Source organism: Cellulomonas flavigena DSM 20109 (assembly GCF_000092865.1).
GTDB classification, from domain to species: Bacteria; Actinomycetota; Actinomycetes; order Actinomycetales; family Cellulomonadaceae; genus Cellulomonas; species Cellulomonas flavigena.
In genome coordinates this window covers 26272-51865 of sequence record NC_014151.1, presented here as the reverse complement: position 1 = coordinate 51865, position 25594 = coordinate 26272, and the positions used below count along the sequence as shown (strand labels likewise).

General features: G+C 70.2%; 19 protein-coding genes and 1 tRNA gene. 12 read left to right on the top strand and 8 right to left on the bottom strand.

Annotated elements, in window-relative coordinates; all coding sequences use genetic code 11:
* Position 1: 1 nt before the first annotated feature.
* Entirely contained in the window at positions 2–2494 is a 2493-nt protein-coding gene (locus CFLA_RS00215; protein WP_013115293.1) for a restriction endonuclease fold toxin-2 domain-containing protein, read from the bottom strand.
* A 997-nt stretch (positions 2495–3491) separates the two neighbouring features.
* The gene (locus CFLA_RS19820; RefSeq protein WP_013115292.1) at positions 3492–4130 is read right to left on the bottom strand and encodes a hypothetical protein; all 639 of its coding nucleotides are present in this window, start codon (positions 4128–4130) and stop codon (positions 3492–3494) included.
* Positions 4131–4197: 67 nt separating this feature from the next.
* Here CFLA_RS19820 and CFLA_RS00210 point away from each other — a divergent pair, with 67 nt between their 5' ends.
* Together CFLA_RS00210 and CFLA_RS00205 are read left to right on the top strand one after the other, a co-directional pair.
* Positions 4198–5193, top strand: coding sequence for an ImmA/IrrE family metallo-endopeptidase (locus CFLA_RS00210; RefSeq protein WP_187291315.1), 996 nt, complete (start codon positions 4198–4200; stop codon positions 5191–5193).
* Positions 5186–5833: a hypothetical protein gene (locus CFLA_RS00205; RefSeq protein WP_043598644.1), complete on the top strand. Its 648-nt coding sequence runs from the start codon at positions 5186–5188 to the stop codon at positions 5831–5833. Before CFLA_RS00210 ends, CFLA_RS00205 begins: the two co-directional genes overlap by 8 nt.
* A gap of 574 nt (positions 5834–6407) precedes the next feature.
* On the opposite strand, the gene CFLA_RS00195 is transcribed toward CFLA_RS00205, so the two are convergent.
* From CFLA_RS00195 to CFLA_RS00185, 3 genes are all read right to left on the bottom strand, one after another.
* A complete protein-coding gene (locus tag CFLA_RS00195) occupies positions 6408–7247 on the bottom strand; it encodes a bis-aminopropyl spermidine synthase family protein (protein ID WP_013115290.1) in 840 nt (279 codons plus the stop codon).
* 492 nt (positions 7248–7739) lie between these two features.
* A complete protein-coding gene (locus tag CFLA_RS00190; RefSeq protein ID WP_013115289.1) occupies positions 7740–10115 on the bottom strand; it encodes a polyribonucleotide nucleotidyltransferase in 2376 nt (791 codons plus the stop codon).
* Positions 10116–10299: 184 nt separating this feature from the next.
* The gene (locus CFLA_RS00185) at positions 10300–11037 is read right to left on the bottom strand and encodes a hypothetical protein (protein WP_148234242.1); all 738 of its coding nucleotides are present in this window, start codon (positions 11035–11037) and stop codon (positions 10300–10302) included.
* A gap of 1033 nt (positions 11038–12070) precedes the next feature.
* Between CFLA_RS00185 and CFLA_RS21040 the strand changes: the two genes are divergently transcribed.
* From CFLA_RS21040 to CFLA_RS00170, 3 genes are all read left to right on the top strand, one after another.
* Positions 12071–12196, top strand: a complete 126-nt coding sequence (locus CFLA_RS21040) for a hypothetical protein (protein ID WP_280956309.1) — start codon at positions 12071–12073, stop codon at positions 12194–12196.
* A gap of 200 nt (positions 12197–12396) precedes the next feature.
* Entirely contained in the window at positions 12397–13287 is an 891-nt protein-coding gene (locus tag CFLA_RS00175) for a site-specific integrase (RefSeq protein WP_245530272.1), read from the top strand.
* Entirely contained in the window at positions 13284–14921 is a 1638-nt protein-coding gene (locus CFLA_RS00170) for a hypothetical protein (RefSeq protein WP_013115286.1), read from the top strand. Before CFLA_RS00175 ends, CFLA_RS00170 begins: the two co-directional genes overlap by 4 nt.
* A 267-nt stretch (positions 14922–15188) precedes the next feature.
* Here the strand turns inward: CFLA_RS00170 and CFLA_RS00165 are convergent.
* Positions 15189–15271: transfer RNA gene (locus CFLA_RS00165), tRNA-Leu, on the bottom strand.
* A 387-nt stretch (positions 15272–15658) separates the two neighbouring features.
* On the opposite strand from CFLA_RS00165, the gene CFLA_RS00160 reads away from it, so the two are divergent.
* From CFLA_RS00160 to pknB, 7 genes are read left to right on the top strand one after another with little or no spacing between them, the layout of a single operon-like run.
* Positions 15659–16366: an FHA domain-containing protein gene (locus CFLA_RS00160; RefSeq protein WP_013115285.1), complete on the top strand. Its 708-nt coding sequence runs from the start codon at positions 15659–15661 to the stop codon at positions 16364–16366.
* A gap of 9 nt (positions 16367–16375) precedes the next feature.
* Positions 16376–16885, top strand: coding sequence for an FHA domain-containing protein FhaB/FipA (locus tag CFLA_RS00155; protein ID WP_013115284.1), 510 nt, complete (start codon positions 16376–16378; stop codon positions 16883–16885).
* A gap of 4 nt (positions 16886–16889) precedes the next feature.
* Positions 16890–18329, top strand: a complete 1440-nt coding sequence (locus CFLA_RS00150; protein WP_013115283.1) for a Stp1/IreP family PP2C-type Ser/Thr phosphatase — start codon at positions 16890–16892, stop codon at positions 18327–18329.
* Positions 18329–19930 (top strand): FtsW/RodA/SpoVE family cell cycle protein, encoded by a 1602-nt coding sequence (locus CFLA_RS00145; protein ID WP_013115282.1) that lies wholly within the window; start codon positions 18329–18331, stop codon positions 19928–19930. Before CFLA_RS00150 ends, CFLA_RS00145 begins: the two co-directional genes overlap by 1 nt.
* Positions 19927–21378: a peptidoglycan D,D-transpeptidase FtsI family protein gene (locus CFLA_RS00140; RefSeq protein ID WP_013115281.1), complete on the top strand. Its 1452-nt coding sequence runs from the start codon at positions 19927–19929 to the stop codon at positions 21376–21378. Before CFLA_RS00145 ends, CFLA_RS00140 begins: the two co-directional genes overlap by 4 nt.
* A complete protein-coding gene (locus CFLA_RS21035) occupies positions 21375–22709 on the top strand; it encodes a serine/threonine-protein kinase (protein WP_013115280.1) in 1335 nt (444 codons plus the stop codon). Before CFLA_RS00140 ends, CFLA_RS21035 begins: the two co-directional genes overlap by 4 nt.
* Positions 22709–24715 carry a Stk1 family PASTA domain-containing Ser/Thr kinase gene (gene pknB, locus CFLA_RS00130; RefSeq protein WP_013115279.1) on the top strand — a complete coding sequence of 669 codons (2007 nt, stop codon included), beginning with the start codon at positions 22709–22711 and terminating at the stop codon, positions 24713–24715. Before CFLA_RS21035 ends, pknB begins: the two co-directional genes overlap by 1 nt.
* An 83-nt stretch (positions 24716–24798) precedes the next feature.
* On the opposite strand, the gene CFLA_RS00125 is transcribed toward pknB, so the two are convergent.
* Positions 24799–25422 carry an aminodeoxychorismate/anthranilate synthase component II gene (locus tag CFLA_RS00125; RefSeq protein ID WP_013115278.1) on the bottom strand — a complete coding sequence of 208 codons (624 nt, stop codon included), beginning with the start codon at positions 25420–25422 and terminating at the stop codon, positions 24799–24801.
* The gene (locus CFLA_RS20240; RefSeq protein ID WP_013115277.1) at positions 25419–25580 is read right to left on the bottom strand and encodes a hypothetical protein; all 162 of its coding nucleotides are present in this window, start codon (positions 25578–25580) and stop codon (positions 25419–25421) included. The genes CFLA_RS00125 and CFLA_RS20240 overlap by 4 nt, the downstream gene beginning before the upstream one ends.
* Between the last annotated feature and the right edge of the window lie 14 nt (positions 25581–25594).

Here is a 25594-nt window from a genome sequence, read left to right as displayed (position 1 = left end):
ATCATGGGGTGCCCTCCAGAGGTTGCAGAACGACTTCCCAGTCGACCTCGACGCCCGGCTCGCCGAGGATGGATCGTACGCGGCCCGACAGGTAGTCCACGGCCTCCTGGGTGGTCGTCGGGATGCGGAGTCTGCCGACCGGGTTGCCCGAGTCACGGATCACGGCGGCGTACCTCCGGACCTCGTCGTCGAAGGTCCTGCGGTGGATCTCCTCGAGCTTGGAGATGACCTCGCCGTCGACCTCCACCTGCAGGTTCCTGAGGAAGCTCGTCCCCTCGTAGATCGAGGCGCCGGGCTTGTCGACGTTCTTGGTGTCGAGCACGGCCACGACCGTGTCGCGGTCGATCGTGAGCCCGTCCGCCCAGATCACCTTGCCGTCCGGTGCGACCAGGCGGATCTCGCGCGGCCCTGCGAACTGCTTCTGGTAGGCCAGCGACGGATCACGACCCTGCGCCGCTCTGGACATCTGCGGGTTCGTGTCGGCGTACCTCGCCGCCACCCACTCCTCGACGACCTTCGGGTCCTCGAAGGACGCGGGGTCCATACGGAACGGCGCGGCGTCGAGGCCGCGCCTCTCGAGAGCGCGCGCGAGCGCGGGGCCGATCAGCGTCTCCACCGTCGCCTCACCCGCGTCGTCGCCGGAACGCAGAACCACGTGCGCACGGTCGAGCAGCGCGCGCGGGTCGGCTGTGATCTCGTCCGCCAGGACACGCACGCCCCGGCCCGCCGCGGCCCCGGCGAAGTTGCCGGGGGCGAACGTCAGGAGGAAGTCGCCGACGTCGAGCACCGCCTCCAGCGGGGTCGTCGTCGTCAGGTAGCCGAGCGTCGCGGCCCGCGGGTCACGGACGAACGTCGCGGCACCGTGCGCGTGCGACAGTCCGTAGGTGGCGACCCCGGAGATCCCGAGCGCCAGGCCGAACGACCCGCCGGACACCACCACGAGTGCGGCGACACCGGCACCGACCGCCACCTGCTGCCAGCCGCTGAGCGAGTTCCACCAGTCGCCGACGCGGTCGAGCAGGCCGGCCAGATAGACCTCGTCGCCGCTGATCGCGAGATAGGGGCCGATGGCCGACGCCATCGCGGCGCCCCACACCACGCAGAGGGCGACCGCTGCCACGCCCACGACGGCGGCGACGGCGGCGTGCCGCCTGCGGGTCGTGGGCTCCGGACCGGGCGTGGTCAGCTCCATCGCCTCGCAGCGGATCTGGCGGACCCGCACGGCGATCGTGCGCCCCCGCACCATCGCGTCGCGCCGCGGCTCCCCCGGCAGCGGCGCGTGCGCCGCGACGACCACCGCGACATCGGCGACCCACTGGGCGAGCCCGCGGATCAGCAGAGTGCCGAACCCTCGCAGGAGCTGGACGGCCCGCGCACGCGGCCCGGTCGCGGCGCGCACGTGCGGCGCCAGCGTCGCGGCCCACCACCGCAGCGCCGTCCCACCGGGCTCGTCGTCGTCCACCGCCCCACCAGGACGTCGTCGCGCAGACCCGGCCGGTGCCGCCACGGCGGCGGCCAGGTGACGACGGTGCGCGTCGACGAGCAGGCACGCGACCAGGAGCAGGACCGACACCGCGTTGACGAGACGCCCGTGCCCGCCCAGCGACCACAGCCCGGACAGCACGGCGGGGAACCCGGGGGCAGGCTCGGCCGGCCAGGACGACATGTGGTTGCGCGCGTTGAACGACGCGTGGTCGGCGATCTGCCACAGGACGAGCACCGCCGGCAGCACGAACGCCAGGATCCGCAGGTCGAGCCGGCACGTGCGCCACAGTGCGATCCCGAGACCGATGCCCATGGCGCCGACAGCGGTCCAGATGTGGTGGCCCGGGCTCACCGCGACGCCGTCGAGGGTCACGAACTGCCCGGACGCCCACGGGTTCCACGAGTAGTCGCGGGACGGGTCCACCAGCAGGAGCCACGTCTGCCGCGCGGCGATCTGCCGCACGGCGTCCTCGTAGGCGTTGAAGGCGACCCCCGACGCGAACCCGAGCAGCGCCCAGTCCCCGGCACCGAAGCGGCGCACGCGTCCCGGCGCCAGGACGGCGAGCACGAGCAGCGGGACCAGCTTCCCGGACTCCTCGAGGAAGCCCGCGAGCGCGGTGCCGGACCCGTGCGAGGAGGCCGAGAGCCCGAGCTGGTCGGCGACGCGCAGCGTGACCCACCCGATGGCGGCGGACCACGCGACGCACGCGGAGAACCACCGCAGCACCCCGCCCCACGACAACGTCTTCGTCCGGACGAGGACGAACCACACGACGAGCATGACGAAGCTCCAGGCGTACGCCCGGAGGGACTCACGTGTGGACGGGACGAGGACGAGCACGGCCCCGATCAGCGGGATCGCCACCCACGCCGCCAGCACTCGTGCGCGGCGCAGCCGCACCGCCGCCCGTGGGTAGTCGGCGAACCAGCCGGCCGCCGCGCCCACCACCCGCTCCCACCACTCCGGAGGCGCGCTCGAGCCGACCTTCTGCGCCGTGGTGGACCGCACGTATGCTCCGTTTCTGTCGCACACCGGACACACGGTAGCGGGTCGCGTCGCCGGAGGTCCGCGTGCCTGACCGCCACCACCGGGCGTCGAGCCGGGGCCGACACCGGGCGCGTGCGGCGCACGGCCCGCGCGGTGACGTCCGACGGTGAACGACGTGGGACGTCGACGGACAGCGCTGGTCGACGACGTCCTGCGCCCGTGGCCGTCGAGCCCCTGCTCCGCCGAGACGGCGTGGACGACACGTCGGACACCCGCGCCGGCTCACCGGGCTGCGGGAAGAGCGTTCGCCGGCGACGACGTCGGGCTCGCCACATCGGGGACGAGTCGGAGATCCCGCCCCGATCCGATGAGCTGTGGTCGTGGGCCTCATGCACCTCCAGGGGCCGGGGCCGTCTCACCGCCCCGATGCCACGAAACTCCCGGCCAGAGAACCCTGACCGGGAGTTTCGGTACCACCTGAGCGGTTCCATCCGGAACCACCCCTGTGTGGGTGGTTCCCGAAACTCGCCGGCCAGCGGCGACGTGGGGACTCACGCGGGCGCCGGCACACCCCTGGGACGGGTACAGGCACACCGCGATCTGCTCGGAAGCGCAGCGCTCCGCAGTCGGCTCGCGCTTGTCGCTGGTCCGTCTCAGCAGCAGGTTGAGGTCAGCGGAACGCGGGGACACGCAACCGCAAGTGCACCTGCCTCACACGTACCGGATCGCCCCGTACGACCCTCTCCTCCGTGGCCGCCGCGCCCGCACATCGGTTCCGGCGACAGCCTTCAGCAGCGAGTGACCCAAGACCGACCAATTCGACGCCGCCGAGCATTCGCGCGTGATGTCGACCCGAACCATCCGACCGCCGAACTCCCAACCTCTCGCAGAACCGGACAACACTTCCTCCGGGTCGACCTGGCGTGCCATAGAAGGCGGAATAACGCACGGCGAACAAGTACGAACGGCGACAAACGCTGCAATCACGCACCGCGTACCGTTGTCCACCACACGCGACCTAAGCCCAAAGAGCGTCCTGCATCGGCAACGCCGACTCGCACTCGCCTAAAGGCTCACTAGACGAGGTGAGCGTCAGGAAATACGGCGCCACGAGGCGCGCGCGGAACGCGACGCGATAGGGCCTACCACCACCAAGCTCCGGTACCCGACGAACTATGGAAGTGACCTGGGAGGATCCCACCTGAGCACCTGTCCTAAGATTCACAACCGAACTCGATGTAAACCCCTCGTAGTCGAGGTCCACATCCAGCCGATCCTCCGAGTGGCATACAAGAGCAAAATGCCGCCGCGCGCGATTTACCACAGGGCTCTTACTTGTCACGACACCGGTTCGTAGAGCGTGCGGCACCCCGTCCAATCCCACCCCGAACCGCCAAGAGGCTACGCTCGCCGGATTGACGTCGAGATATGCTGGCCGCGACAGCATCGGCGTGAACAACACCTCCGGCTCGCGCACCTGACTGACGAGAAGTCGCAGCGACGGACCGACACTGTTTCCAATACCCCAATAGAAGAGCCCACCGCCGCTCCGCCGCTCGCTCTCTTTTCGCGCACGGATCGCGTCGACCTCGTCGCCGGCCTCAGTGCCGAACTTCGTCCAGCAGAACTGCGATGGCAAGGTGTCGATCGGCGGCATGAGGTCTATGCTACTGGCCGCGGGGAGCCGCTACAGCCTACACGCACAGGAATCGGAGGTGTCGCTGGTGGACGAGGGGATCCAACTCCGGCATCAGCTCCGCTCCGCGGGCTATTCGGGCCTCGCGATCGATGCCGCCTGGCCCGAATGGTGGGGCACCGAAGCCTCGACCTCACTCTCGGCGGTCACCGAGCTCAAGCTCACTGTGGCGAGGCGTCTCGGCATCACACCATCGTCGCTCTTCGGCGACCAGGGACCAACGTTCTCGTGGGCCGACTCCGCGAGATTTAAGAACCTCGGGACAACCTCTCTTCGTGAACAGGGAATTCTGAGCTCGTTCGGCGTATCGCTCGCGGGACTCCTGACGAGAGGAGCGCCCGAAGCGACGGTAGACGTCCCCGAGAACATCGGCGCGGCTTGGTTTCGCGAGCGCCTCGAGGAGCTGGGCGGCTACACGCTCCGGCACTTGGTTGCGCTCTGTTGGGCGGTGGGCATCCCAGTGGTCCAAACGCACGTCTTCCCGCTGCCGCAAAAGAGGATGCACGCCGTTACCGCTTCCGTTCGCGGGCGTAGCGCCATTATCCTAGGCGAATCAACATTCTACCCCGCCAAGGCGGCTTTCACGATCGCGCACGAGTTGGGACACGTGTTCCTGGGCCACACCACGGGCGCCCCCACATTTATAGACGTCGCTGACCCTGTGAGCGAGGATCTGGACGCCGAGGAGTCGGCGGCAAATACCTTTGCTCTCCGACTCCTCACCGGACGCGCGGAATTCGAGATACGCGCTGGCGAAGCCGCCTATACGGCGCCACAACTTGCAGATGCCGCGATGAGCGCTTCTGCGGCGAGTGGGATCGACGCCGGGCTCATCGTCCTGATGCTCGCGAGGCAGGTAGATGACTGGCCACGAGCGATCGCCGCATTGAATCTGCTAGGGCGCGAGCCCGTCGCGCAGCGAATCAACCAGCTAGCGCGCACGATGCTCCGGATGGACGCCTTTAACGCCGACGAGATCGCATATCTCGAGAACGTCCTAACGGGCCGGTCCACCAGTGCGTAGCGCCGTCGACAATGATGTTCTAATAAAGCTCGCCAGGTACCAGCTCTTGAGCCACCTGGCGTTCACGAAGGTGGCCGGCGAAGAGCCGCCTCTCGTTTTAGGCGCAGCGCGCTTCGTCGCCCGGAAGCGTATTGAGCGGCACGCCCCTCCGGACGTGAAGGACGCGGCACTGGCGGACCTCACGGCCTTCCTCGATGGCGTAGCCCTAGATGAACCGTCAGGCGCGGAGCTATCCCTGGCGCTTCGATTGGAGGATGCCGCCCAGGCCACTGGCCTCCAACTCGACGCGGGAGAGAGCCAGCTCGTCGCGATGCAAGTGCTACGGGGACTGGATCGGCTGCTGACCGGCGACAAGCGCGCCCTTGGCGCGCTCGAGGATCTCTTCGGTGGACATCAGGAACTGCGGGCGCTTGCCGGGTCTGCTGTGTGCTTCGAGCAAGTCCTCGCACTACTGATTGAGCATGCAGGGTTCGACGAGTGCCGCCGACGCGTGTGCACTGATCCGACCGCCGACAGAGCGGCGTCTATCTGCCTTGGTTTCGCCGGAGCGGACCGGGATGAATCAACCGCACGAGCCGCACTGCAGTCCTATATACAGCACCTTCGAGGCCGCTGCCCTCGGATTCTTTCACCCTTATGACCGGGGCTATCGCAGGAACACGGCGTACGGCGCCACTACGTCCGCTACGAGTCCGATAGTGGTGACTCGCCCGTCCTCCTGAAGCTGACCCGGCTCGAACTCTAGACACGCCTTATCTACACGGCCTCGGATGTACTTCTCCCCTGGCCGTCCCGCGCTTGGCCCATACCCCACCCGTGTCTGCGCGAGAGGAAGTGAAAGGTGCACAGGCTCCAGGTTCTCGATCCAAAGCGCGTGCCGCGATCCGAGCGCGTTGACGGCGCTCGGAATATCTTCCCAGGCTAGACCATCCGCGGAATATTGGCGGGCACGTACGGGGTCAGCGAAATGTTTGGACTCCATAGGCTGCATAGCAAGGACGAGTTTCGCCCCGCGTCGCTGGACCTGCTCCGCGAACGGCTGCACCATCCGGCTCGGATGGCACGTACTCCCGCCATAGCCCCAGAGCGCGAACCCCGCCTGGTCTATCTCGCGCTGCTTACGCTCAATAATTTCTTCCAACTGCTCGTTCGCGTGAGTTCCGACCTTCATAAACAATATGCCTGTGCCAGGAGGTGCAAACTCCTCCCAGGGCTCATTCTCCACCATCGAGCAACTCCAATTCGTACTCGTCGTCGTGCGCCATCCCGTAGTCGAGACGCTTACGCTCACGTACGAAGCGTACCCGAGGGGATTTGTCTGCGCCGTAGAAGTTCTTGAGTAGTTCCTCATCCACGCGCAGTTCGTGGACCTTCGGTGCCATGTCAGCCGGGAGCGACCGGAGCAGTAGGTTGCACGAGAGCAGGTCCGGCGCGTCATCTAGGTGGTACGAGTGCAGCCGTGGTGTCATGCGCTTGACGTAGAACCCGTGGCTTGCCGCAAACGCTTGCGTGCTATGCAGCACGCCCTGGGCCCATGGCAGAGCGTCGTCGTCCGCGATCACAACCAGGCCCTCCCCACTGAATTTGACGGCCTCCATTCCCCTGTAGGCGAAGAGCTTGACGCTGGCCCCTCCATTGCTCGCCCCCCAAGGCGGGTTGGTGTAGAAGGAGTCGAACCCGCTAAGTTCAGGAAGGTCGTCTAGGCAGTTGTATAGCTGCCCCTCCAGGCTAGGTATGCGCTCTTTATCGGCAAACCGGTTTACGGCGCTCACGACACGCTCGTCGAAGTCGAGCACCAGGATCCTCGCCGGTCCGTAAGGCAGGATGCCGCGCGATTGGAGGTAAGCAACACAGACGCTGATTGCGTCGCCGTCGCCTACAAAGACGAGGTACTTGGCGTCAGCCCAACGGGCGACATGCTCGGCTTGCATGACCATGTCGCCAGCCTTCATGTGGATCTGATCAAACTCCCGCAGGGGACGGGGACGGTTCATTATTACGTCCGAGATGGCGTTTACTGCCGCCTTTAGGTCGATGTCTGGCTGACCGTTCATTTAGTGCTCCGTTCAACTCCGCCGGGCTGTTCCGCCGGGCTGTAGGGCGCGCACGTTGAGCTCGCCAAGCGGGTCGCGGTCCCTGCCCGCAACAGCGATGGATCGCCGTACTGGGCCTGGCACACAGGGCACCCCGCCGCCGTTGGCGTTGCGCCGACGATAGCACCGGCAGGTGATGCACGGGAAGGGCTTGCCAGTATTGGACGGGTGTATTTTGTACTCGCGCCTCAATGCTACTTCCATCGGCTTCACTCGGGTGCGCCTGCGCAACGGACGCACGTATCGGGCGATCTGACACGCGCTTCCTGGTGGCGATCGACGCCGCATCCAGACCCCACGTCCCAGCCCGGTGAAAGGGTAAGCCGTTTGACCCAACTCAGGTCTCTTGCCTCACCCTGGTCAAGAGATCTGTCCATCCAGGCGGGTTTGGCCGCGTGGCAGGTGGAGATGCCTTCACTACGACGATGGCTCGGCCCTGCCCAGGCGCTATACTCACCAGTTAATTCGGTATGCCGTAGCGGTCGCGACCTCTACGCCCGCCGGCGGGTCGGCCGGGTCGCCCTCGGTCTGCGCCTCGTCGAGGACCGCGTGCAGCGACAGCTTGCCGCGCGGGTCGATCTCGCCGATCTCGACCTGGACCTTCTGGCCGACGGCCAGGACGTCCTCGACGTTCTCGACGCGCTTGCCGCCGACGAGCTTGCGGATCTGCGAGATGTGCAGCAGACCGTCCTTGCCCGGGGACAGCGAGATGAACGCGCCGAACGTCGTCGTCTTGACGACGGTGCCGACGAAGCGCTCGCCGATCTCGGGCATGTGCGGGTTCGCGATCGCGTTGATCGCGGCCCGCGCGGCCTCCGCCGACGGTCCGTCGGTGGCGCCGATGTAGACCGTGCCGTCGTCCTCGATGGAGATGTCGGCGCCGGTCTCCTCCTGGATCTGGTTGATCATCTTGCCCTTCGGGCCGATGACCTCGCCGATCTTGTCGACCGGGACCTTCACCGAGATGACGCGCGGGGCGAACGGGCTCATCTCGTCCGGGACGTCGATCGCCTCGGCGATGACGTCGAGGATCGCCAGGCGCGCCTCCTTGGCCTGCGTCAGCGCGCCGGCCAGGACCGAGGCGGGGATGCCGTCGAGCTTGGTGTCGAGCTGGATCGCGGTGACGAACTCGCGCGTGCCGGCGACCTTGAAGTCCATGTCGCCGAACGCGTCCTCGGCGCCCAGGATGTCGGTGAGGGCCGCGTAGCGGGTCTCACCGTCGACCGTGTCGGACACCAGGCCCATCGCGATGCCCGCGACGGGCGCGCGCAGCGGGACACCGGCGTTGAGCAGCGACAGCGTCGCGGCGCAGACGGAGCCCATGGACGTCGAGCCGTTGGAGCCCAGCGCCTCGGAGACCTGCCGGATCGCGTACGGGAACTCCTCGCGCGCGGGCAGCACGGGCACGATCGCCCGCTCGGCGAGCGCACCGTGGCCGATCTCGCGGCGCTTCGGCGACCCGACGCGGCCGGTCTCACCGGTCGAGTAGGGCGGGAAGTTGTAGTGGTGCATGTACCGCTTGCGCGTCTCGGGCGACAGCGAGTCGATCTGCTGCTCCATCCGCAGCATGTTCAGCGTCGTGACGCCGAGGATCTGCGTCTCACCGCGCTCGAACAGCGCCGAGCCGTGCGTGCGGGGCAGCACCTCGACCTCGGCCGAGAGCGTCCGGATGTCACGCAGGCCGCGACCGTCGATCCGGAAGCCGTCCGTGAGGATCCGCTGGCGGATGAGCTGCTTCTGCAGCGAGCGGTACGCGGCGGAGATCTCCTTCTCGCGGCCCTCGAACTGCGCCGCGAGCTCGCCGGCGACCTCGCCCTTGATCTCGTCCAGGCGGTTCTCGCGCTCCTGCTTGCCGGCGATCTGCAGCGCGGCGGACAGGCGCTCGGACGCGGCCTGCTCGACGGCGGCGAACGCGTCGGGCTGGTAGTCCGGGAACGTCGGGAAGGTCTGCGTCTCCTTCGCGGCCTGGGCCGCGAGCTGCTGCTGCGCCTCGACGAGGACCTTGATGAACGGCTTCGACGCCTCGAGGCCCTGCGCCACGACCTCCTCGGTCGGCGCGGTGCCGCCGCCGCCGTGGATGAGGTTCCAGGCGTTCTCGGGGGCGTCGGCCTCGATCATGGCGATCGCGACGTCATCCCCGACCACGCGGCCGGCCACGACGATGTCGAACGTCGAGCGCTCGCGCTCGGAGTAGCGCGGGAACGCGACCCACTGGCCGTCGACGAGCGCGAGACGCGTCGCGGCCACCGGGCCGGAGAACGGCAGGCCGGACAGCTGTGTCGAGATCGACGCGGCGTTGATGGCGAGCACGTCGTACGCGTCGTCGGGGTTGATCGACAGCACCGTCACGACGACCTGGACCTCGTTGCGCAGGCCCTTGACGAACAGGGGGCGCAGCGGGCGGTCGATCAGGCGGCAGGCGAGGATCGCGTCGGTCGAGGGGCGGCCCTCGCGGCGGAAGAACGCGCCGGGGATCTTGCCGGCGGCGTACTGCCGCTCCTCGACGTCGACCGTCAGGGGGAAGAAGTCGAACGCCTCACGGGGGTGCTTACCGGCCGTCGTGGCCGACAGCAGCATGGTGTCGTCGTCGAGGTAGGCGACGGCCGACCCTGCGGCCTGCTTGGCCAGGCGGCCCGTCTCGAAGCGGACGGTGCGGGTGCCGAAGCGACCGTTGTCGATCGTGGCCTCGGCGAACTGGACTGGGACGTGCGCACGCAATGCTTGGGCGACTTCTTCGCGAATTCTTTCGGACTCGGCCTCAGAGACCTGCGATGGGCCCGTCGAGAGGAGTTCTATCCGTGATCCTGCGAATAGGTCGGCGCGCGTCATCCTTAGTAGGCCAGCAGTGCTCCCCTCGGTGTCGAGCAGTCGCCGGACCGCCAGCGTGGGCTCGAGCGCACGACCGAGGCCAACTCGGACCATTCCGAGAGAGTCGATCAAGAGACCTAGCGCAAGATCCTTATCGGTTCCATTCAAGAGCTCATACCAGTGCCGCCGGACTTCAGTGCTGTCACTAGACATCGGAGGTCGCCACCTCCATCTTGAGAACCCAATCTCGGTCCTGAAAGTGCGACGAGAGCAGAGGGTTGCCGCTGTCAGGCGGGCCCTCTGCATTGAATACCGCAACACTCACTCTGCGCCCAAGGATTGCGCTCTGCTCGTCGGCCCAAAAATCCAGCACCGGCGCCACTTCACGAATAATATCCTTGCGAACAAACCCGTATTGAAGAGACTCAACATGCAACTTCTCGGCGACCAATCCGTGACCCAAGATCAACGAGCGTGCACGCTCGTAGAGCATGGCGGAGGAGAGTTGTACATCGATATCGCTCGGCTGCGCGTCGATGCCCAAACGATAAACGAGGTCAAACATTCGTACCCGGGGTTTGGCTTCCTGACGGGGCCATAGCCTATCTATCGTCTCGTTGATCTTGCGCATTTCGAATGCTTTTGGAAGACGTCCGCGAAGCGACCGGAAGAGTTCGAATATCTCGGCGTACTGCCAGACGGTCGGCTTGTGGGACCCGGAGAAGAAGTGGGCGCTGCTGCCCTGAAGTCGGACATCGCAGTCGGCTAATCCAGCCGCCTCGAGCGCGAGCGTGAGGCTCTCGACAAAGTAGTTGAAGGCAGCTTCATCTGTGCCAAGTGGTCTGATACGCGAGAGTGCCCGTGCGACATCTTCTTTCGTCAGGCCGAGAAAGGCCAAGTCGGCGTCGGTCACCTCGTAGCCGTGGCAATCGGACAGCTCCATCCACACCCCTGGCATCGACGATCGGAGGCTGACTGATACAGACGCTAGTGGACCCGGGCCTCGGCCGGAAGGGGCGCGGCAACTGAGCCCTGACCCGCCAGCGGCCCGACAAGGTCGGGTTCACACCAGGTCATGAGCGGTTCGGCCGGTCTGTTGACGTCGCGAGCGTGATGCCGGGTGGCCCAGGCCAAATCGGATGGCCCGCTCAGGCGTCGAAGGTTGATCGCCGTCGAGCGAGGCGTGGCCATGACAGGTGGCGCGCTGCCGGTGGGCATGGCCAGCGGTCGTCGTCCGTGGAGGACGTCGCGGACCCAGTGACGTTCATTGTCGATGCCCGGTTTGAGACCCTGGATCCAGGACGCGACTTGGGTCAGTGCAGCCTGGGTGCAGCGAGACCGGGCGACCTGGATAGTTGCACCGCACTCGCCGCCGTCACATACGTGAGCACTGGATGTCTCACGGATTAGGGGCCAAGAGGTAGGGCTGGTTGCCCTTGACGGTCACCACGCAGTGCCAGGGGGCGGTGATGCGGGTCGCGGTCCCGCTCTGGGTAGGCACCGCATCTGCCGTCACGGCCTCTGTGCTCATCGACCGCAGGTGCGCCAAGGTCTTCCTCGACACTCACGTCCCCTCTTCGGGCACCAGCGTCATGAACGGCGTGCAACTCGGCCACCATCCGCGGCGTGGCGCCCTCATGGCGCCTGCGCTGCGCGCTAGCGTGCCAGCACGGCCCCGTACCGCGGTGCGGCAAGCCGAGTCACTTCTTGGGCGATCTGCCTGTGGCGCGGAGGGACAACTACATAGCTCCACACCGATTGCAGAGCTCCACACCGAACTTCTGACGGTCTGACCAGCCGTGCGACCCCTGACCAGGGCTTAAGCAGTACCTCGCACACAGGCCAGGCCGACATCAGAAGTAGGTGACATGAACGATCCAGGCATCGCAGTCCACGTAGCCCCGGCCCGATCCGGCCGACCGCCGTCGCGCTCCCGTGACCTGAAGCCCCATGAGCTCGTGCGGGTGGAGATCCGCATGCCCGCCGCCGTGGCCGGCCCGCTGTTCGCGCGCGCCCGCGCCGCGGAGCGTCCCGTCAGCGCCGTCGCCTCAGACCTCCTGGCTGCCGCCCTCGCCGACGCCGCCGGGGACGCCATGGCCTGAGCCGCTCGGCGCAGGGCGCCGATCCTCTGACACGCGAAAGGCCGGGAGTGGGATCCCGGCCCGATCGCCTTCACAGCGGTTGCAGCCGCTGATCGAAAGACCGTCACACGACATGAGGAGCTTTCGTGCGCCCATCTTCAGATTCCAGAACCCGTTCCGTCTACCGACACGCCGCCGGACCGCTCACCCCTGAGCAGGCCGTGGCCGGCTACATCCCCAAGGCGCTGCGCCCCGAGGACTGGGCACCGGTCGCCGCGTTCACACGCGCCGTGGCCGTCGAGGTGCACCCCGCCGATGACCGCAGGGCCGTCGAGACGATGCGGACGCTGTCGCAGTTCCTCGTGTGGGCGCACCGCGAAGGCCTACCGCTGGACCGCGAGCAGATCTTCACCCCGGACGTCGTCAGCCGGTACATCCAGGTCGGCTGCACCCACCTCGCCGAACCCTCGCGAGCCACACGCCGCTCGGACCTGCGCCGCTTCGGCGCAGCCGTGACGACGAAGGCGCCATGGGAACCGCCCGAGGAGCGGCTGCGCGCAAACCAGCGGATCGTCCCCTACACCGCGGCCGAAGTGGTCCGGCTCCTGGAGGTCGCCAGCCAGCAGCGCACGCCCCTGCAGCAGCGTCGGATGCAGGCGTTCCTCGCACTGGGCCTCGGCGCCGGGCTCTACCCGCGCGAGATCTGGCACGTCACGACCGAGAACCTGGTCGAGCGCCACGGCCACCTCTGCCTGACCGTGCCCGGCAAGTTGGCCCGCACCATCCCGATCAGCCCGCCCCACGACGGCCCGCTGCAGCGCATCAGGGAGGAGGACCCGGGCTCGTTGCTGCTGAGCTTCTTCGCCGCGGACTGGGACCGCTCGCGCCTGTCCAGACTCATGCAGTACCTCGAGCTCCCACCCGACTGCCCGCCGCTGCGCCTGAGCCGCCTGCGCGTCACCTGGGTCAAGGAGCACCTCGAGCACGGCGTGCACCTCGGCGCGCTCGCCCAGCTCGCCGGCGTCACCTCGTCGAAGATCTTCGGCTACGTCATGCCGTTCATGGCCCCGCTGCCCGAGCACGAGGTGTTCGCCTCGATGGTGCGGCGATGAAGGCGCGCCGCGCCGGGCAGTCCCGGCCCTTGATGTCGTCCACCGGCCTCAGCCGCATCATCTACAAGCCGCCGCCGCTCACCTCCGCGCAGAAGGTCCGACGCGCTCGAGCCTGGGCCGAGAGCGACGTCGTCTCCCGGCTCGTCACGGCTCGGACGCACAATGTCGGCCGCCACCGCGCCTACCCGCTGGACGCCATCGCCGCAGGGATATTCCTGCATGCTCTGAGTAGCCCGACGGCGTTCACCCTCGCGGGGGTCACCCGCACCCTGCTGTCAGCGTCGCCCAGCGACAGGTTCGCGCTGGGCTTCCCGCCAAGGACCGTGATCCGGTACCGGCCCATCCTGTCCGGGTTCCACGCCCTGGAGGACGCCTTGGGCGTGGGCTTCTTGGTCCCCCACGACCACGAGCTGACCGCGGACCCGGAGACCGGCGAGGTCGACGAGTGCCCCGAGGGCTGCCCCTTCGCGCCGGCGAGCCTCGACGAGGTCGCCACCGGACTGGTCCAGGCCAGCATTCCGTCCACGTGGACGCCGCCGAGCGTCGTGGCGATCGACGGGACCGACGTCGAGTCCGCTTACAGGGCTCGCACCGCGAACACCGGGACCGACGCTGGCGATCGGCCGGCCGCTGACCCCGATGCACGGTGGGCCAAGCGCACCGGGACCGACCGTCGGCCAAACGAGCTGTACTTCGGGTACGAGGCGCACATCGCGACCTACGCACCCGAGCCCGCAGGTGAACCGCTGCCCCAGCTGGCCGCCGGCCTGGCCATGCGCCCCGGGGTCAAGGACAGAGCAGGAGCAGCCCTCGGGATCCTCGACGCGTTGCGGCACGTCAAGGAGGTCCTGCTCGACCGCGGCTACACCACCTCCCGTGCGGAGAAGCTCGCACGCCCACTACGGGAGCGTGGGATCGCAGTGACGATGGACCTGCACTCCACCCAGCGCGGCGTTCGCCCCGGTCCGATCACCGGGTCACTGTGGATCGACGGCGCTTTGTACTCCGACGCGCTACCGGATCCCCTGAGGCAGCTCGAGCCTCCGAAGATCGGCGACACCGCCACTCAGAAGGCACGCGCCCGCGAGCTGTTCGACAAGCGCGAGGCCTACCGGTTCACCGCGCTGGCGCGTCGTCGCGACGAGCTCGGCAGCCAGCGGTGGAAGGGTCCGGCCCTCGCCGGGCACCTGCGCTGCCCGAACACGCCGGCCTCGATGCGCCTGGGACGCCACCTTCCGACCGCCCAGTGCCTGCGCGGCGGGAACTGCGCATGCGGCAAGACCGTCACCGTGCGCGACACCGACCTCGAGCGCGACCGGCAGCCGTTGCCCTGGCAGTCCACGCGGTGGGCGCTGTCGTTCAACCGCCGCAGCCTGATCGAGGGACTCAACGCCCAGCTGCGCTACCAGGTCCGCAACGTCAACCGCGGGTACTTCCGCGTCGCCGGTCTCGTCGCGACCACCCTCCTGATGGCGGTGACGCTCGCCGCGCACAACATCGAACGGCTCCGCGGCTGGCACCTCGCCCGGCACCAGCCCGACCCGTGGCAGGTGAAGCTCGGCGAAGAGCCGTCCGACGAACCGATGGACCGCCACACCTGGACGAAAGGCCGGCGCCGCCCGTACCGCGGGTAGCCGCCTGAGCGTCCACACCTGATCGCCCGGTCGCCGCCGGGACGCACGCCGCGCCACCTCGTCGGCGTCAGCCTGCCCGGAAACCGCTTCGCAGCGCCGAATCCGGCCCGAGAAGCCCTCCCGAGACCCCTCGGCAGGGCTTCTCGGCGCCCGCGAGCGCCCCCAGACCGCGCCGAGCACCCCCAGAACCACGAAACTCCCGGCCAGAGAACCCTGACCGGGAGTTTCGGTACCACCTGAGCAGTTCCATCCGGAACCACCCCTGTGTGCGCGAGGCGGGATTTGAACCCGCACGCCCTTTCGGACACTGGCACCTGAAGCCAGCGCGTCTGCCGTTCCGCCACTCGCGCGCGCTGGAGAACGCTAGCACGGCGAGCGCCCCACCCACGAACCGGTCCGCGACGACGGGCCACCCGACACCGACGAGCACCCCCGGAAGTGGTCGCTCCTCCACGAGTCGGCACACGGAGCTGTCGCCGATGTGACCACCTCCGAGGGGAGGAGGGGCGGGCCCGACCAGTTTCCGGAGATCCACCGCCCGGCGGGTGCGTCGTCGAGCCGTCCACAGACCGCCGACGGACGCACCTCGTGCACAGTGCACCCCCAGGGGGACCCGTGCAGCCCATCGCACGGATACCATCGACGCGGACCGTCGTCGCACCGCGTCGGACGAGCCGACGAGCAGCGGAGCGATGGGACGGGCCACCCGGCCCGCCCGACCGCGGGAGGAGGTGGACGTGGGATTCCTCGACAAGTTCGAGAACGGCGTGGAGCGCGTCGTGAACAACGCGTTCGCGCGCGCCTTCCGGAGCGATGTGAAGCCCATCGAGCTCGCGGACGCCCTGCGGCGTGAGCTCGACGACCGTGCCGCCGTGGTGGGGCGCGACCGCACGGTCGTGCCCAACGAGTTCACCATCGAGCTGTCGACGCCCGACTACGACCAGGTCGAGGCCTGGGGTGCGGAGGCCCTCGCCGAGGAGCTGGCCGCCAACGTCACCGAGCACGCGTCGAGCCAGCACTACGCCTTCGTCGGCCCGGTGACGGTCTCGTTCTCCGAGAACACGGACCAGGAGGCCGGCCGGTTCGCCGTCCACAGCGCGACGGTGCGCGGCCCCGTGGCCCCGGCGACCAACGCCGCGCCCAGCCCGCGGCACCCGCTCATCGACATCGACGGCCAGCGGTACATCCTCACCGGCCCGGTCACGGTCATCGGCCGTGGCTCGGAGGCCGACATCATCGTCGACGACCCCGGCGTCTCCCGGCGCCACCTGGAGATCCGCGTGACGCCCGACGGCGTGATCGCGAGCGACATGGGGTCCACCAACGGCGTCTTCGTCGAGGGGCACCAGGTGCCGGCGGCGACGCTGCTCGACGGGAACACCCTGACGATCGGTCGCACGCGCATCCTGTTCTGGACGGGTGGCGACGCGGACGTGGACGAGTGATGCCCCGGCATGAGTGAGCTCACCGTCACCCTGCTGCGCCTGGGGTACCTCGCGCTGCTGTGGTTCCTCGTGCTGTCCGCGATCACGGTCCTGCGGCGCGACCTGTACGGCACGCGGATCATCGACCGCCGCCGCACCCCCGGCAGGGCCACACCCGCATCCTCGGCCGACTCGCCCGTGCCCGTCGGCGAGTCGCCGCGCGCGCCCCGGCGCCCGCGCGGCACGACGGGCCCCACGCGGCTCGTCGTCACCGAGGGTCCGCTGCGCGGTACGACGCTCCCCCTCGGCACGTCCGCGGTGCTCGTCGGCCGCGCCCCGAGCTGCACTCTCGTGCTCGACGACGACTACTCGTCCTCCCGCCACGCGCGGATCTTCCCGCAGGGCGAGCAGTGGTTCGTCGAGGACCTCGGCTCCACCAACGGCACGTTCGTCGGCGAGACGCGCGTCGAGCAGCCCACGCCCGTCCCCACCGGCACCGCGGTACGGATCGGCCAGAGCCTGCTCGAGCTGCAGAGGTAGTCGCGTGACGGTCGCCCTGCGCTACGCCGCGCGCTCCGACGTGGGCCTGGTCCGCTCGGACAACCAGGACTCCGCGTACGCCGGACCGCACCTGCTCGTCGTCGCCGACGGCATGGGCGGGCACGCGGGCGGCGACGTCGCGTCGTCGGTCGCGGTCGCCGCGCTCGCCCCCCTCGACGGGGAGTCGCACGGCCCGGACGACGCCCTCGACGAGCTCGAGACGGCCCTGGACGACGCACGTGCCGAGATCATCGCGCGCAGCGACGCGGAGCCCGACCTCGCCGGGATGGGCACGACCGTCACCGCGATCCTGCGCGCGGGCAACAAGCTCGCGATGGTCCACCTCGGCGACTCCCGCGGCTACCTGTTCCGCGACGGCACGCTCACGCAGGTCACGACCGACCACACGTTCGTGCAGCACCTCGTCGACACCGGCCGCATCACACCGGAGGAGGCGGAGCACCACCCGCAGCGCTCGGTCGTCATGCGGGTCCTGGGGGACTTCGACAGCGACGTGACGGCCGACCTGTCGGTGCGCGAGGCACGCCCGGGCGACCGCTGGCTGCTGTGCTCCGACGGCCTGTCCGGTTACGTCTCCGCCGAGACGATCGCCGAGACCCTCGGAGAGATCGAGGACGTCGACGCGTGCGCCGACCGCCTCGTGCAGCTCGCGCTACGCGCCGGCGGCCCGGACAACGTCACCGTCGTCATCGCCGACGTCGTCGAGCTCGACGAGCTCCCCGACGGCGCGATGCCGTCCACCACCAGCGCCGTCGTCGGGGCAGCCGCCTCGACGCGCAACCGCCCGTCCGCCGCGGCCGACGGGCCCGCGGCGCGTGCCGCATCGCTCTCGCGCAAGGCACGCGCGGACGCCGCGGCCGCCGGTAGCGGGCCCGACGGGGACGACGAGAAGCCCGGGGACGGCGGTGACGACGCATCCGCGACGGGTGCCGACCGCCCGCGGGACGAGGACGACGACGAGGACCTGGCCCCCGCGCCGCGCCGCCGCGGCCTCGCGCTGACCTGGCTGGCCGTGGGCCTCGCGCTCGTCGCCGCCCTGGCCGGCGGCTACCTGTGGACGCAGAGCCAGTACTTCGTCGGCGCGCACGAGGGGACGGTCGCGATCTACCGCGGCATCGCCCAGACGCTCGGCCCGGTCGAGCTCGCGGACATCGTCGAGACCTCGGACGTGCAGGTCGACGACCTGCCTGCCTACCTGCGCGAACGCGTCGAGCAGACCATCTCGGCCGGCTCGCTGGAGGAGGCGCGCCGCCTGGTCGAGATGCTCGAGGAGGGCGTCGTCGAGACGCGCCCGACGCCCACGCCGAGCCCGACGCCGTCGCCGACCACGTCCCCGACCCCCGAGCCGACGACCACGACCGCGCCGCCGCCGAACGCCGGCGCCCCGACCCCCGGCCACCCGACGGTCGCCGCCACGCTGTGATGGCCAGCGTCCAGCCCCACCGGGTCCGGCCCGGGCGCGGGACCGAGCTGCTGCTGCTCGTGCCCGCCCTCGGCATCGGCATCGCCGGGTACGTCCTGGCCGGCCTCGGCGCGACCGGGGCGGTGCCGCCGCACGTCATCGCGTACGCCGCGGGCACCACCGTGCTCGCGGTCGCCGTGCACCTCGTGCTGCGCCTGCGCGCGCCCTACGCGGACCCGGTGATCCTGCCCGTGGTCGTCGCGCTCAACGGCATCGGGCTGGCGATGATCTACCGGATCTCCATCGCGTACGCCGCGCGGGGACGCGCGGACGCGAACATCGCCGACCGGCAGCTCGCGTGGACCGCGATCTCGGTCGCCCTGGCCGTCGCCGTGCTGTGGCTGCTGCGCGACCACCGCACGCTGCGCCGGTACACGTACACGGCCATGGTCGCCGGTCTCGTGCTCATCCTGCTGCCGCTCGTGCCGGTCCTCGGGCAGACGATCAACGGCGCCCGCATCTGGGTGCGGGTCGGCCCGGTCGGCATGCAGCCCGCGGAGTTCGGCAAGATCGCCCTGGCGGTGTTCTTCGCCGGGTACCTCGTCACGCACCGCGACACGCTCGCGCTGGCGGGCAAGCGCGTGCTCGCCCTGCAGCTGCCGCGCGCCCGGGACCTCGGGCCGATCCTCCTGGTCTGGGCCGCGTCGCTCGTCGTGCTGGTGCTGCAGCGCGACCTCGGCACGTCGCTGCTGTTCTTCGGCCTGTTCGTCGCCGTGCTCTACCTGGCGACCGAGCGGACCTCGTGGATCGTCATCGGGCTCGTGCTGTTCGTGGGTGGCGCCGCCGTAGCGGCCGCGACGTTCGGGCACGTCGGCGCCCGCTTCGACGTGTGGCTGCACGCGCTGGACGACGAGATCTTCCGCCGCGACCCGGGCGGGTCCGGGCAGCTCGTGTACGGCCTGTTCGGCATGGCCAGCGGCGGGCTGTTCGGCACGGGCCTGGGCCAGGGACGGCCCGACCTCGTCCCCTTCGCCTACTCCGACTTCATCGTCGCCGCCCTCGGCGAGGAGCTGGGCCTGACGGGTCTCATCGCGATCCTGCTGCTCTACACGATCCTCGTCTCGCGCGGTCTGCGCACGGCCATCGGCGTGCGGGACGGCTTCGGCAAGCTGCTCGCCGGCGGTCTGTCGTTCGTCATGGCGTTCCAGCTCTTCGTGGTCGTCGGCGGCGTCACGCGCCTCATCCCCCTGACGGGCCTCACCACGCCCTTCCTCGCGTACGGCGGGTCGTCCCTCGTGGCCAACTGGGTCATCGCGGCGCTCCTGCTGCGCATCTCCGACGAGGCGCGCCGACCCGTGCCGACCGTGCGCGCCGTCGCCACGCCGGACATCGGCGTGCCCGTGTCGGCCCCGGGCCGCTCCCGGCCTGTCGGCGGTGGTCGCAGCACGGGCCGCACCGGCACGCCCGCGGTCGGCACGCCCGTCGTCGTCGGCAGCGCCCCCGTCCGCACGTCGACCGTGACCCCACCGGACGGCCCGGAGCGCGGACCGGCCTCCGACGACAGCCCCACCGAGCACCTCGACCACGCATCGGACACCGACGAGCGGGGGGAGACGCGATGAACACGCCGCTGCGTCGCCTCGCGACCATCACCCTCGTCATGTTCGTGGCCCTCATGGGCTCCGCGACGTGGGTCCAGTTCTTCCAGGCGGAGTCGCTCAACACCGACGGCCGCAACGTGCGCACGCTCTACCGCGAGCACGGCAACGCGCGCGGGCCGATCGTCGCCGGCGGCGAGGCGATCGCGACGTCCGTGCCCGTGGACGACCCGTTCGGCTACCAGCGCACCTACTCCCAGGGTGACCTGTACTCCGCGGTGACGGGCTTCTACTCGATCGCCAACAGCCGCAGCCAGCTCGAGCTCGCGGAGAACGACCAGCTCACGGGCCGCTCCGACCAGCTGTTCTTCACGCGCATCCGCGACCTGCTCACCGGCAAGCGGCCCGAGGGCGCGGCCGTCGAGACGACGATCCTGCCCGCCGCGCAGCAGGCCGCGCGCAACGGCCTCGGCGCCCAGCACGGTGCCGTCGTGGCCCTCGAGCCCGCCACCGGCCGGATCCTCGCGCTCGTCTCCACCCCCGGGTTCGACCCCAACGTGCTCGCCGTGCACTCCACGAGCGAGGCCGCGGCGCAGTACCGCGCGCTCGACCAGGCCGACGGCAACCCGCTGCGCCCCAACACCCACCAGGAGCGGTACGCGCCCGGGTCCACGTTCAAGCTCGTCACCGCCGCGGCGGCGCTGGAGTCCGGCGACTACCAGGCGGACACGCCCGTGCCGTCGCCCGACCAGCTCACGCTGCCGCAGACGTCGGCCACGATCGGCAACTTCGGTGGCGGCAGCTGCGGCGGCGAGCAGGTCAGCCTCGCCGACGCCCTGCGCACGTCGTGCAACACCGCCTTCGCGAGCCTGGGCATGACGCTCGGCGAGGACGTGCTGCGCGAGCAGTCCGAACGCTTCGGCTTCCTCGACCCCGACCTGGCGGTGCCGATGCCCGTCGTGGAGTCCGTGTTCCCCTCCGACCTCGACCAGGCGGTCCTCGCCCAGTCGGCGATCGGGCAGCGCGACGTGCAGGCCTCGCCCCTGCAGATGGCGATGGTCGCGTCCGCGATCGCCAACGGCGGGCGGCTCATGACGCCCTACCTCGTGGAGACCGTGCGCGCCGCCGACCTGACGATCGTGTCCCAGACGGATCCCGAGCCGTACTCCGACGCCGTGTCGTCGGCCACCGCGAGCGCGCTCACGCAGATGATGGTCGGTGTGGTCGACTCCGGCACCGGGAAGGCCGCCCGCATCGCCGGCGTGCAGGTCGCGGGCAAGACCGGCACGGCCCAGACCGTCGAGGGACAGCCGCCGCACGCGTGGTTCACCGCGTTCGCGCCGGCCGACGCCCCACGCGTGGCCGTCGCCGTCATCGTCGAGAACGGCGGCAACCTGGGCAACGAGGCGACGGGCGGCGCAGTCGCGGCACCGATCGCCCGTGCCGTGATCGAGGCGGTGCTGGCGTCATGAGGACCGCACCCGGGGTCGCGCTCGGCGGAGGCCGCTACCGCCTGCTGCGCCGCATCGCCGTCGGCGGCATGGGCGAGGTGTGGGAGGCCAACGACGACGCGCTCGCGCGTGCGGTGGCCGTGAAGGTCCTGCGCGACGAGTTCGCGGGCGACCCCGGTTTCCTCGAGCGCTTCCGCACCGAGGCGCGCAACTCGGCCGCGCTGCACCACCCGCACATCGCGGCGCTGTTCGACTACGGCGAGCAGGACGGTTCGGCGTACCTCGTCATGGAGCTCGTCGTCGGCGAGCCGCTGTCCGACCTGCTCGAGCGTGAGCCCGTGCTGCCTGCGCGACGGCTGCTGCCGATGCTCGCGCAGACGGCCCGTGGTCTGCACGCCGCGCACCTGGCCGGGGTCGTGCACCGTGACGTGAAGCCGGGCAACATCCTCATCGCCCGCTCCGGCAAGGTGAAGATCACCGACTTCGGCGTCTCGCTGGCTGCCGACCAGAAGACGATGACGGCCACCGGCATGGTCATGGGTACCGCCCAGTACCTGTCCCCCGAGCAGGCCGTCGGCCGCCCGGCGACCCCGCTGTCCGACCTGTACTCGCTCGGTGTCGTCGCCTACGAGGGACTGGCCGGCAAGCGGCCGTTCACGGGGCCGACCGCCGTGGACATCGCGGTCGCGCACGTCAACGACCCGGTGCCGCCGCTGCCGGCGTCCGTCGACCGCAAGCTCGCGGCGCTCGTGATGCGGCTGCTCTCGAAGGAGCCGACCGACCGTCCCGCGTCGGGCGAGGAGCTCGCGGGCCTGTTCGACCGCCTCATGCCGCAGACCCCGCCGTCGGGCGTCGCGGTGCTCGTCGGCAAGCCGACGCGGGCGCGCGAGGCCCGCCGGTCGACGCCGCCGCCCGCGGCGCCGGAGCAGACGCCGGACGGTCACGACGGGCCCCCGTCCTACCCGCCGTCGCGGCGCGAGCGCGCCGGGCGCGGACCGCGTGACGCCACCCTGCAGGACGGTACGCGCCGCAACCGGCACGCCGTCGACGAAGGCCCGTTGGACGGTGTCCTGGCGACGGCGATGGGCTGGGTGCGGCGGCTGCGCCTGCCGCTGGTGGCGCTCGTGCTCGTGCTCGTCGCGCTGCTCGGCGCCGCGCTGGCCGACCGGCTCCTGGGCTCCGCGCCCGTGGAACCCACCGGCGGCGTCCTCGTCGTCGCCGAGTACCCTCGTGGCGGCCCACCAGGTGGGATGATCGCCGCAGAACCGACCCGGGACGGCGCACCCGCCCGGGCAGACGCGGTGCCGGCACGCAACGGTGACCCGCGACCGACGGAAGTGAAGGACTCCTAGTGGTGGACGACGGATCCCGCATCCTCGCCGGCAGGTATCAGGTCGGCGAGCTCATCGGGCGCGGCGGCATGGCCGAGGTGCACATCGGGCACGACACGCGCCTCGGGCGCACCGTCGCCATCAAGATCCTGCGCTCCGACCTTGCGCGCGACCCGTCCTTCCAGGCACGGTTCCGCCGCGAGGCGCAGTCCGCGGCGGCGCTCAACCACCCGGCGATCGTGGCGGTGTACGACACCGGCGAGGACGTCTTCACCGAGCCCAACGGCCAGGTCGCACACGTGCCGTTCATCGTCATGGAGTACGTCGAGGGCCACACCGTGCGGGACATCCTGCGCGACGGCCACGCCGTGCCGATCGACGAGGGCATCGAGATCGCCGCGGGCGTGCTCTCGGCGCTCGAGTACTCGCACCACGCGGGCATCGTGCACCGCGACATCAAGCCTGCGAACGTCATGATCACGCCCACGGGCGCGGTCAAGGTCATGGACTTCGGCATCGCGCGCGCGGTCGCGGACTCCGCGGCGACGATGACGCAGACGCAGGCCGTGATCGGCACCGCGCAGTACCTCTCCCCCGAGCAGGCGCGCGGCGAGCAGGTCGACGCCCGCTCCGACCTGTACTCCACGGGCTGCCTGCTGTTCGAGCTGCTCACGGGCCGTCCGCCGTTCGTCGGGGACTCCCCCGTGGCCGTGGCCTACCAGCACGTGCGCGAGGTCCCGCCGGTGCCGAGCGCGATCGCGTCGGACCTGCCCGAGACGCTCGACCGCATCACGCTCAAGGCGCTGGCCAAGGAGCGCGACGCGCGCTACTCGACGGCGGCGGAGTTCCGTGCCGACCTCGAGGCCGTGCTGCGCGGCGGGCACGTCAACGCACCCGCCGTCGGTGCCGCGCTGGCGACCCTGCCCACGGGTGACGCGACGCAGGTCATGGCGCCGCCGGTCGCGACGACGCAGGCGATGCCGCCGGCGACCGCCCCGTGGGGCGCGACGGGCCTGGCGGCGACGATGACCGGGACCCCGCCCGACGGCGACGAGGACGAGAAGCGCCCCTGGCTCATCTGGGTGCTCGTGGCCGTGGCCGTGCTGGCCGTGGGCGGCATCGTGTGGGCGATCCTGGCGAACCAGGACCCGCCCGAGGACCCCACCGTGGAGATCCCCCCCGTGGCGGGCATGACGCAGGAGGAGGCGTTCGCGGCGCTGCGCGAGGTCGACCTGCGACCGGTCCCCGCGCAGGAGCCCAGCACCGAGTTCGAGGCGAACCTCGCGACCCGCACCGACCCGCCCGAGGGCACGCCGGTGGACAAGGAGGCGGAGGTCCGGGTGTACATCTCGTCCGGCCCGTCCGAGGTGACGGTGCCCGACGTCACGGACCTGACCGAGGCGGAGGCCGTCGACGCGCTCGAGGCCGCCGGTCTCACGGTGTCGCCGACGCGGCAGAGCGAGGACCACCCGACGATCGCGAAGGGCCGGGTCGTCAGGACCGAGCCCGCCGCGAACGCGCCCGTCAAGGCCGGTGCCGAGGTCACGCTGATCGTGGGCTCCGGCACCGTGACCGTCCCCGACGTGCGCGGCAAGCACCAGGAGGACGCCATCCCCGAGCTCGAGGCGCTCGGCCTGCGCGTCAGCACGTCGCGCGAGGAGTCGAACGAGCCCGAGGGCACGGTCGTCACCCAGGACCGCGTCGACGCGATCGTGCCGCAGGGCACCACGGTGAACCTCGGCATCGCCGAGCCCTCCAGCACGGCGACCGTGCCGACCAACCTGCGCAGCATGACGTACGACGACGCGGTGGCAGCCCTGGCGGCCGTCGGCCTGACGAACGTCACCCGCGAGGAGGTGCAGTCCGACGAGCCGCAGGGCACGGTCGTCTCGACCGAGCCGAGCGGTGGGACGAAGATCGCCAAGGAGCAGCAGGTCAAGATCCGGGTGTCGCGGGGTCCCGGTGGCGGCAACAACGGCGGGGGCGGCGGGGGCGGCAACACCCCGACGCCGACACCGACCAACTGACGCCTCGACGCGCACGAACGCCCCCGGCCGACAGCCGGGGGCGTTCTGCGTTCCAGGGACGAGGCCCGCGCCGGGCCCGCGCGTCAGAGCCGCACGAGCGGGTGCAGCCCCTGCGAGCGCTCGACGGCGTCCGCCGCGCCGCACACCTGCAGCCAGTTGGCGAGCAGGCGGTGACCGCCCTCGGTGAGCACGGACTCGGGGTGGAACTGCACGCCGTGCAGCGGCAGCTCGCGGTGCTGCAGGCCCATGACGATGCCGTTGGTGCGCGCGGTGACCTCGAGCTCGTCGGAGAACGTGCCGTCGACGACGGCGAGCGAGTGGTAGCGCGTCGCGGTGAACGGCGACGGCAGGCCGGCCAGCACGCCCTGCCCGCCGTGCTCGACCGGGCTGGTCTTGCCGTGCATGAGCTCCGGCGCGTGCGTCACGGTGCCGCCGAAGACCTCGCCGAGCGCCTGGTGCCCCAGGCAGACCCCGAGCATGGGGGTGCCGGCGGCGGCGCAGTCGCGGATGACCTGCATGCTCTGGCCCGCGTCGGACGGTGTGCCGGGCCCGGGCGAGATCAGCACACCGTCGTACCCGGCGCGCTCGGCGGCGGGCGGCACGGCGTCGTTGCGCACGACCTCGGTCTTCGCGCCGAGCTGGTCGAGGTAGCCGACGATCGTGTAGACGAACGAGTCGTAGTTGTCGACGACGAGGATCCGCGTCATCCCTCACCCACCGTGGTCTCGTTGAACGGCATGTACGGCGCGATCGCCGGGTACACCCAGAGGAAGCACGCCGCCAGCACCCCGGCGGCGAGCACGGCCGCGAGGAGCACGCGCACGATCACCGGGCCCGGCAGGTGCCGCCACAACCATCCGTACATCATGAGCCTCCCGT

Coding starts and splice junctions, on each gene's coding strand:
- CFLA_RS00170 (WP_013115286.1), top strand. CDS start 13,284: ATGAAGGCGCGCCGCGCCGGGCAGTCCCGGCCCTTGATGTCGTCCACC.
- CFLA_RS19820 (WP_013115292.1), bottom strand. CDS start 4,130: ATGCCGCCGATCGACACCTTGCCATCGCAGTTCTGCTGGACGAAGTTC.
- CFLA_RS00195 (WP_013115290.1), bottom strand. CDS start 7,247: ATGAACGGTCAGCCAGACATCGACCTAAAGGCGGCAGTAAACGCCATC.
- CFLA_RS00190 (WP_013115289.1), bottom strand. CDS start 10,115: ATGACGCGCGCCGACCTATTCGCAGGATCACGGATAGAACTCCTCTCG.
- CFLA_RS00155 (WP_013115284.1), top strand. CDS start 16,376: ATGAGTGAGCTCACCGTCACCCTGCTGCGCCTGGGGTACCTCGCGCTG.
- CFLA_RS00140 (WP_013115281.1), top strand. CDS start 19,927: ATGAACACGCCGCTGCGTCGCCTCGCGACCATCACCCTCGTCATGTTC.
- CFLA_RS20240 (WP_013115277.1), bottom strand. CDS start 25,580: ATGTACGGATGGTTGTGGCGGCACCTGCCGGGCCCGGTGATCGTGCGC.
- CFLA_RS00125 (WP_013115278.1), bottom strand. CDS start 25,422: ATGACGCGGATCCTCGTCGTCGACAACTACGACTCGTTCGTCTACACG.
- CFLA_RS00185 (WP_148234242.1), bottom strand. CDS start 11,037: ATGGAGCTGTCCGATTGCCACGGCTACGAGGTGACCGACGCCGACTTG.
- CFLA_RS00145 (WP_013115282.1), top strand. CDS start 18,329: ATGGCCAGCGTCCAGCCCCACCGGGTCCGGCCCGGGCGCGGGACCGAG.
- CFLA_RS21040 (WP_280956309.1), top strand. CDS start 12,071: ATGCCCGCCGCCGTGGCCGGCCCGCTGTTCGCGCGCGCCCGCGCCGCG.
- CFLA_RS21035 (WP_013115280.1), top strand. CDS start 21,375: ATGAGGACCGCACCCGGGGTCGCGCTCGGCGGAGGCCGCTACCGCCTG.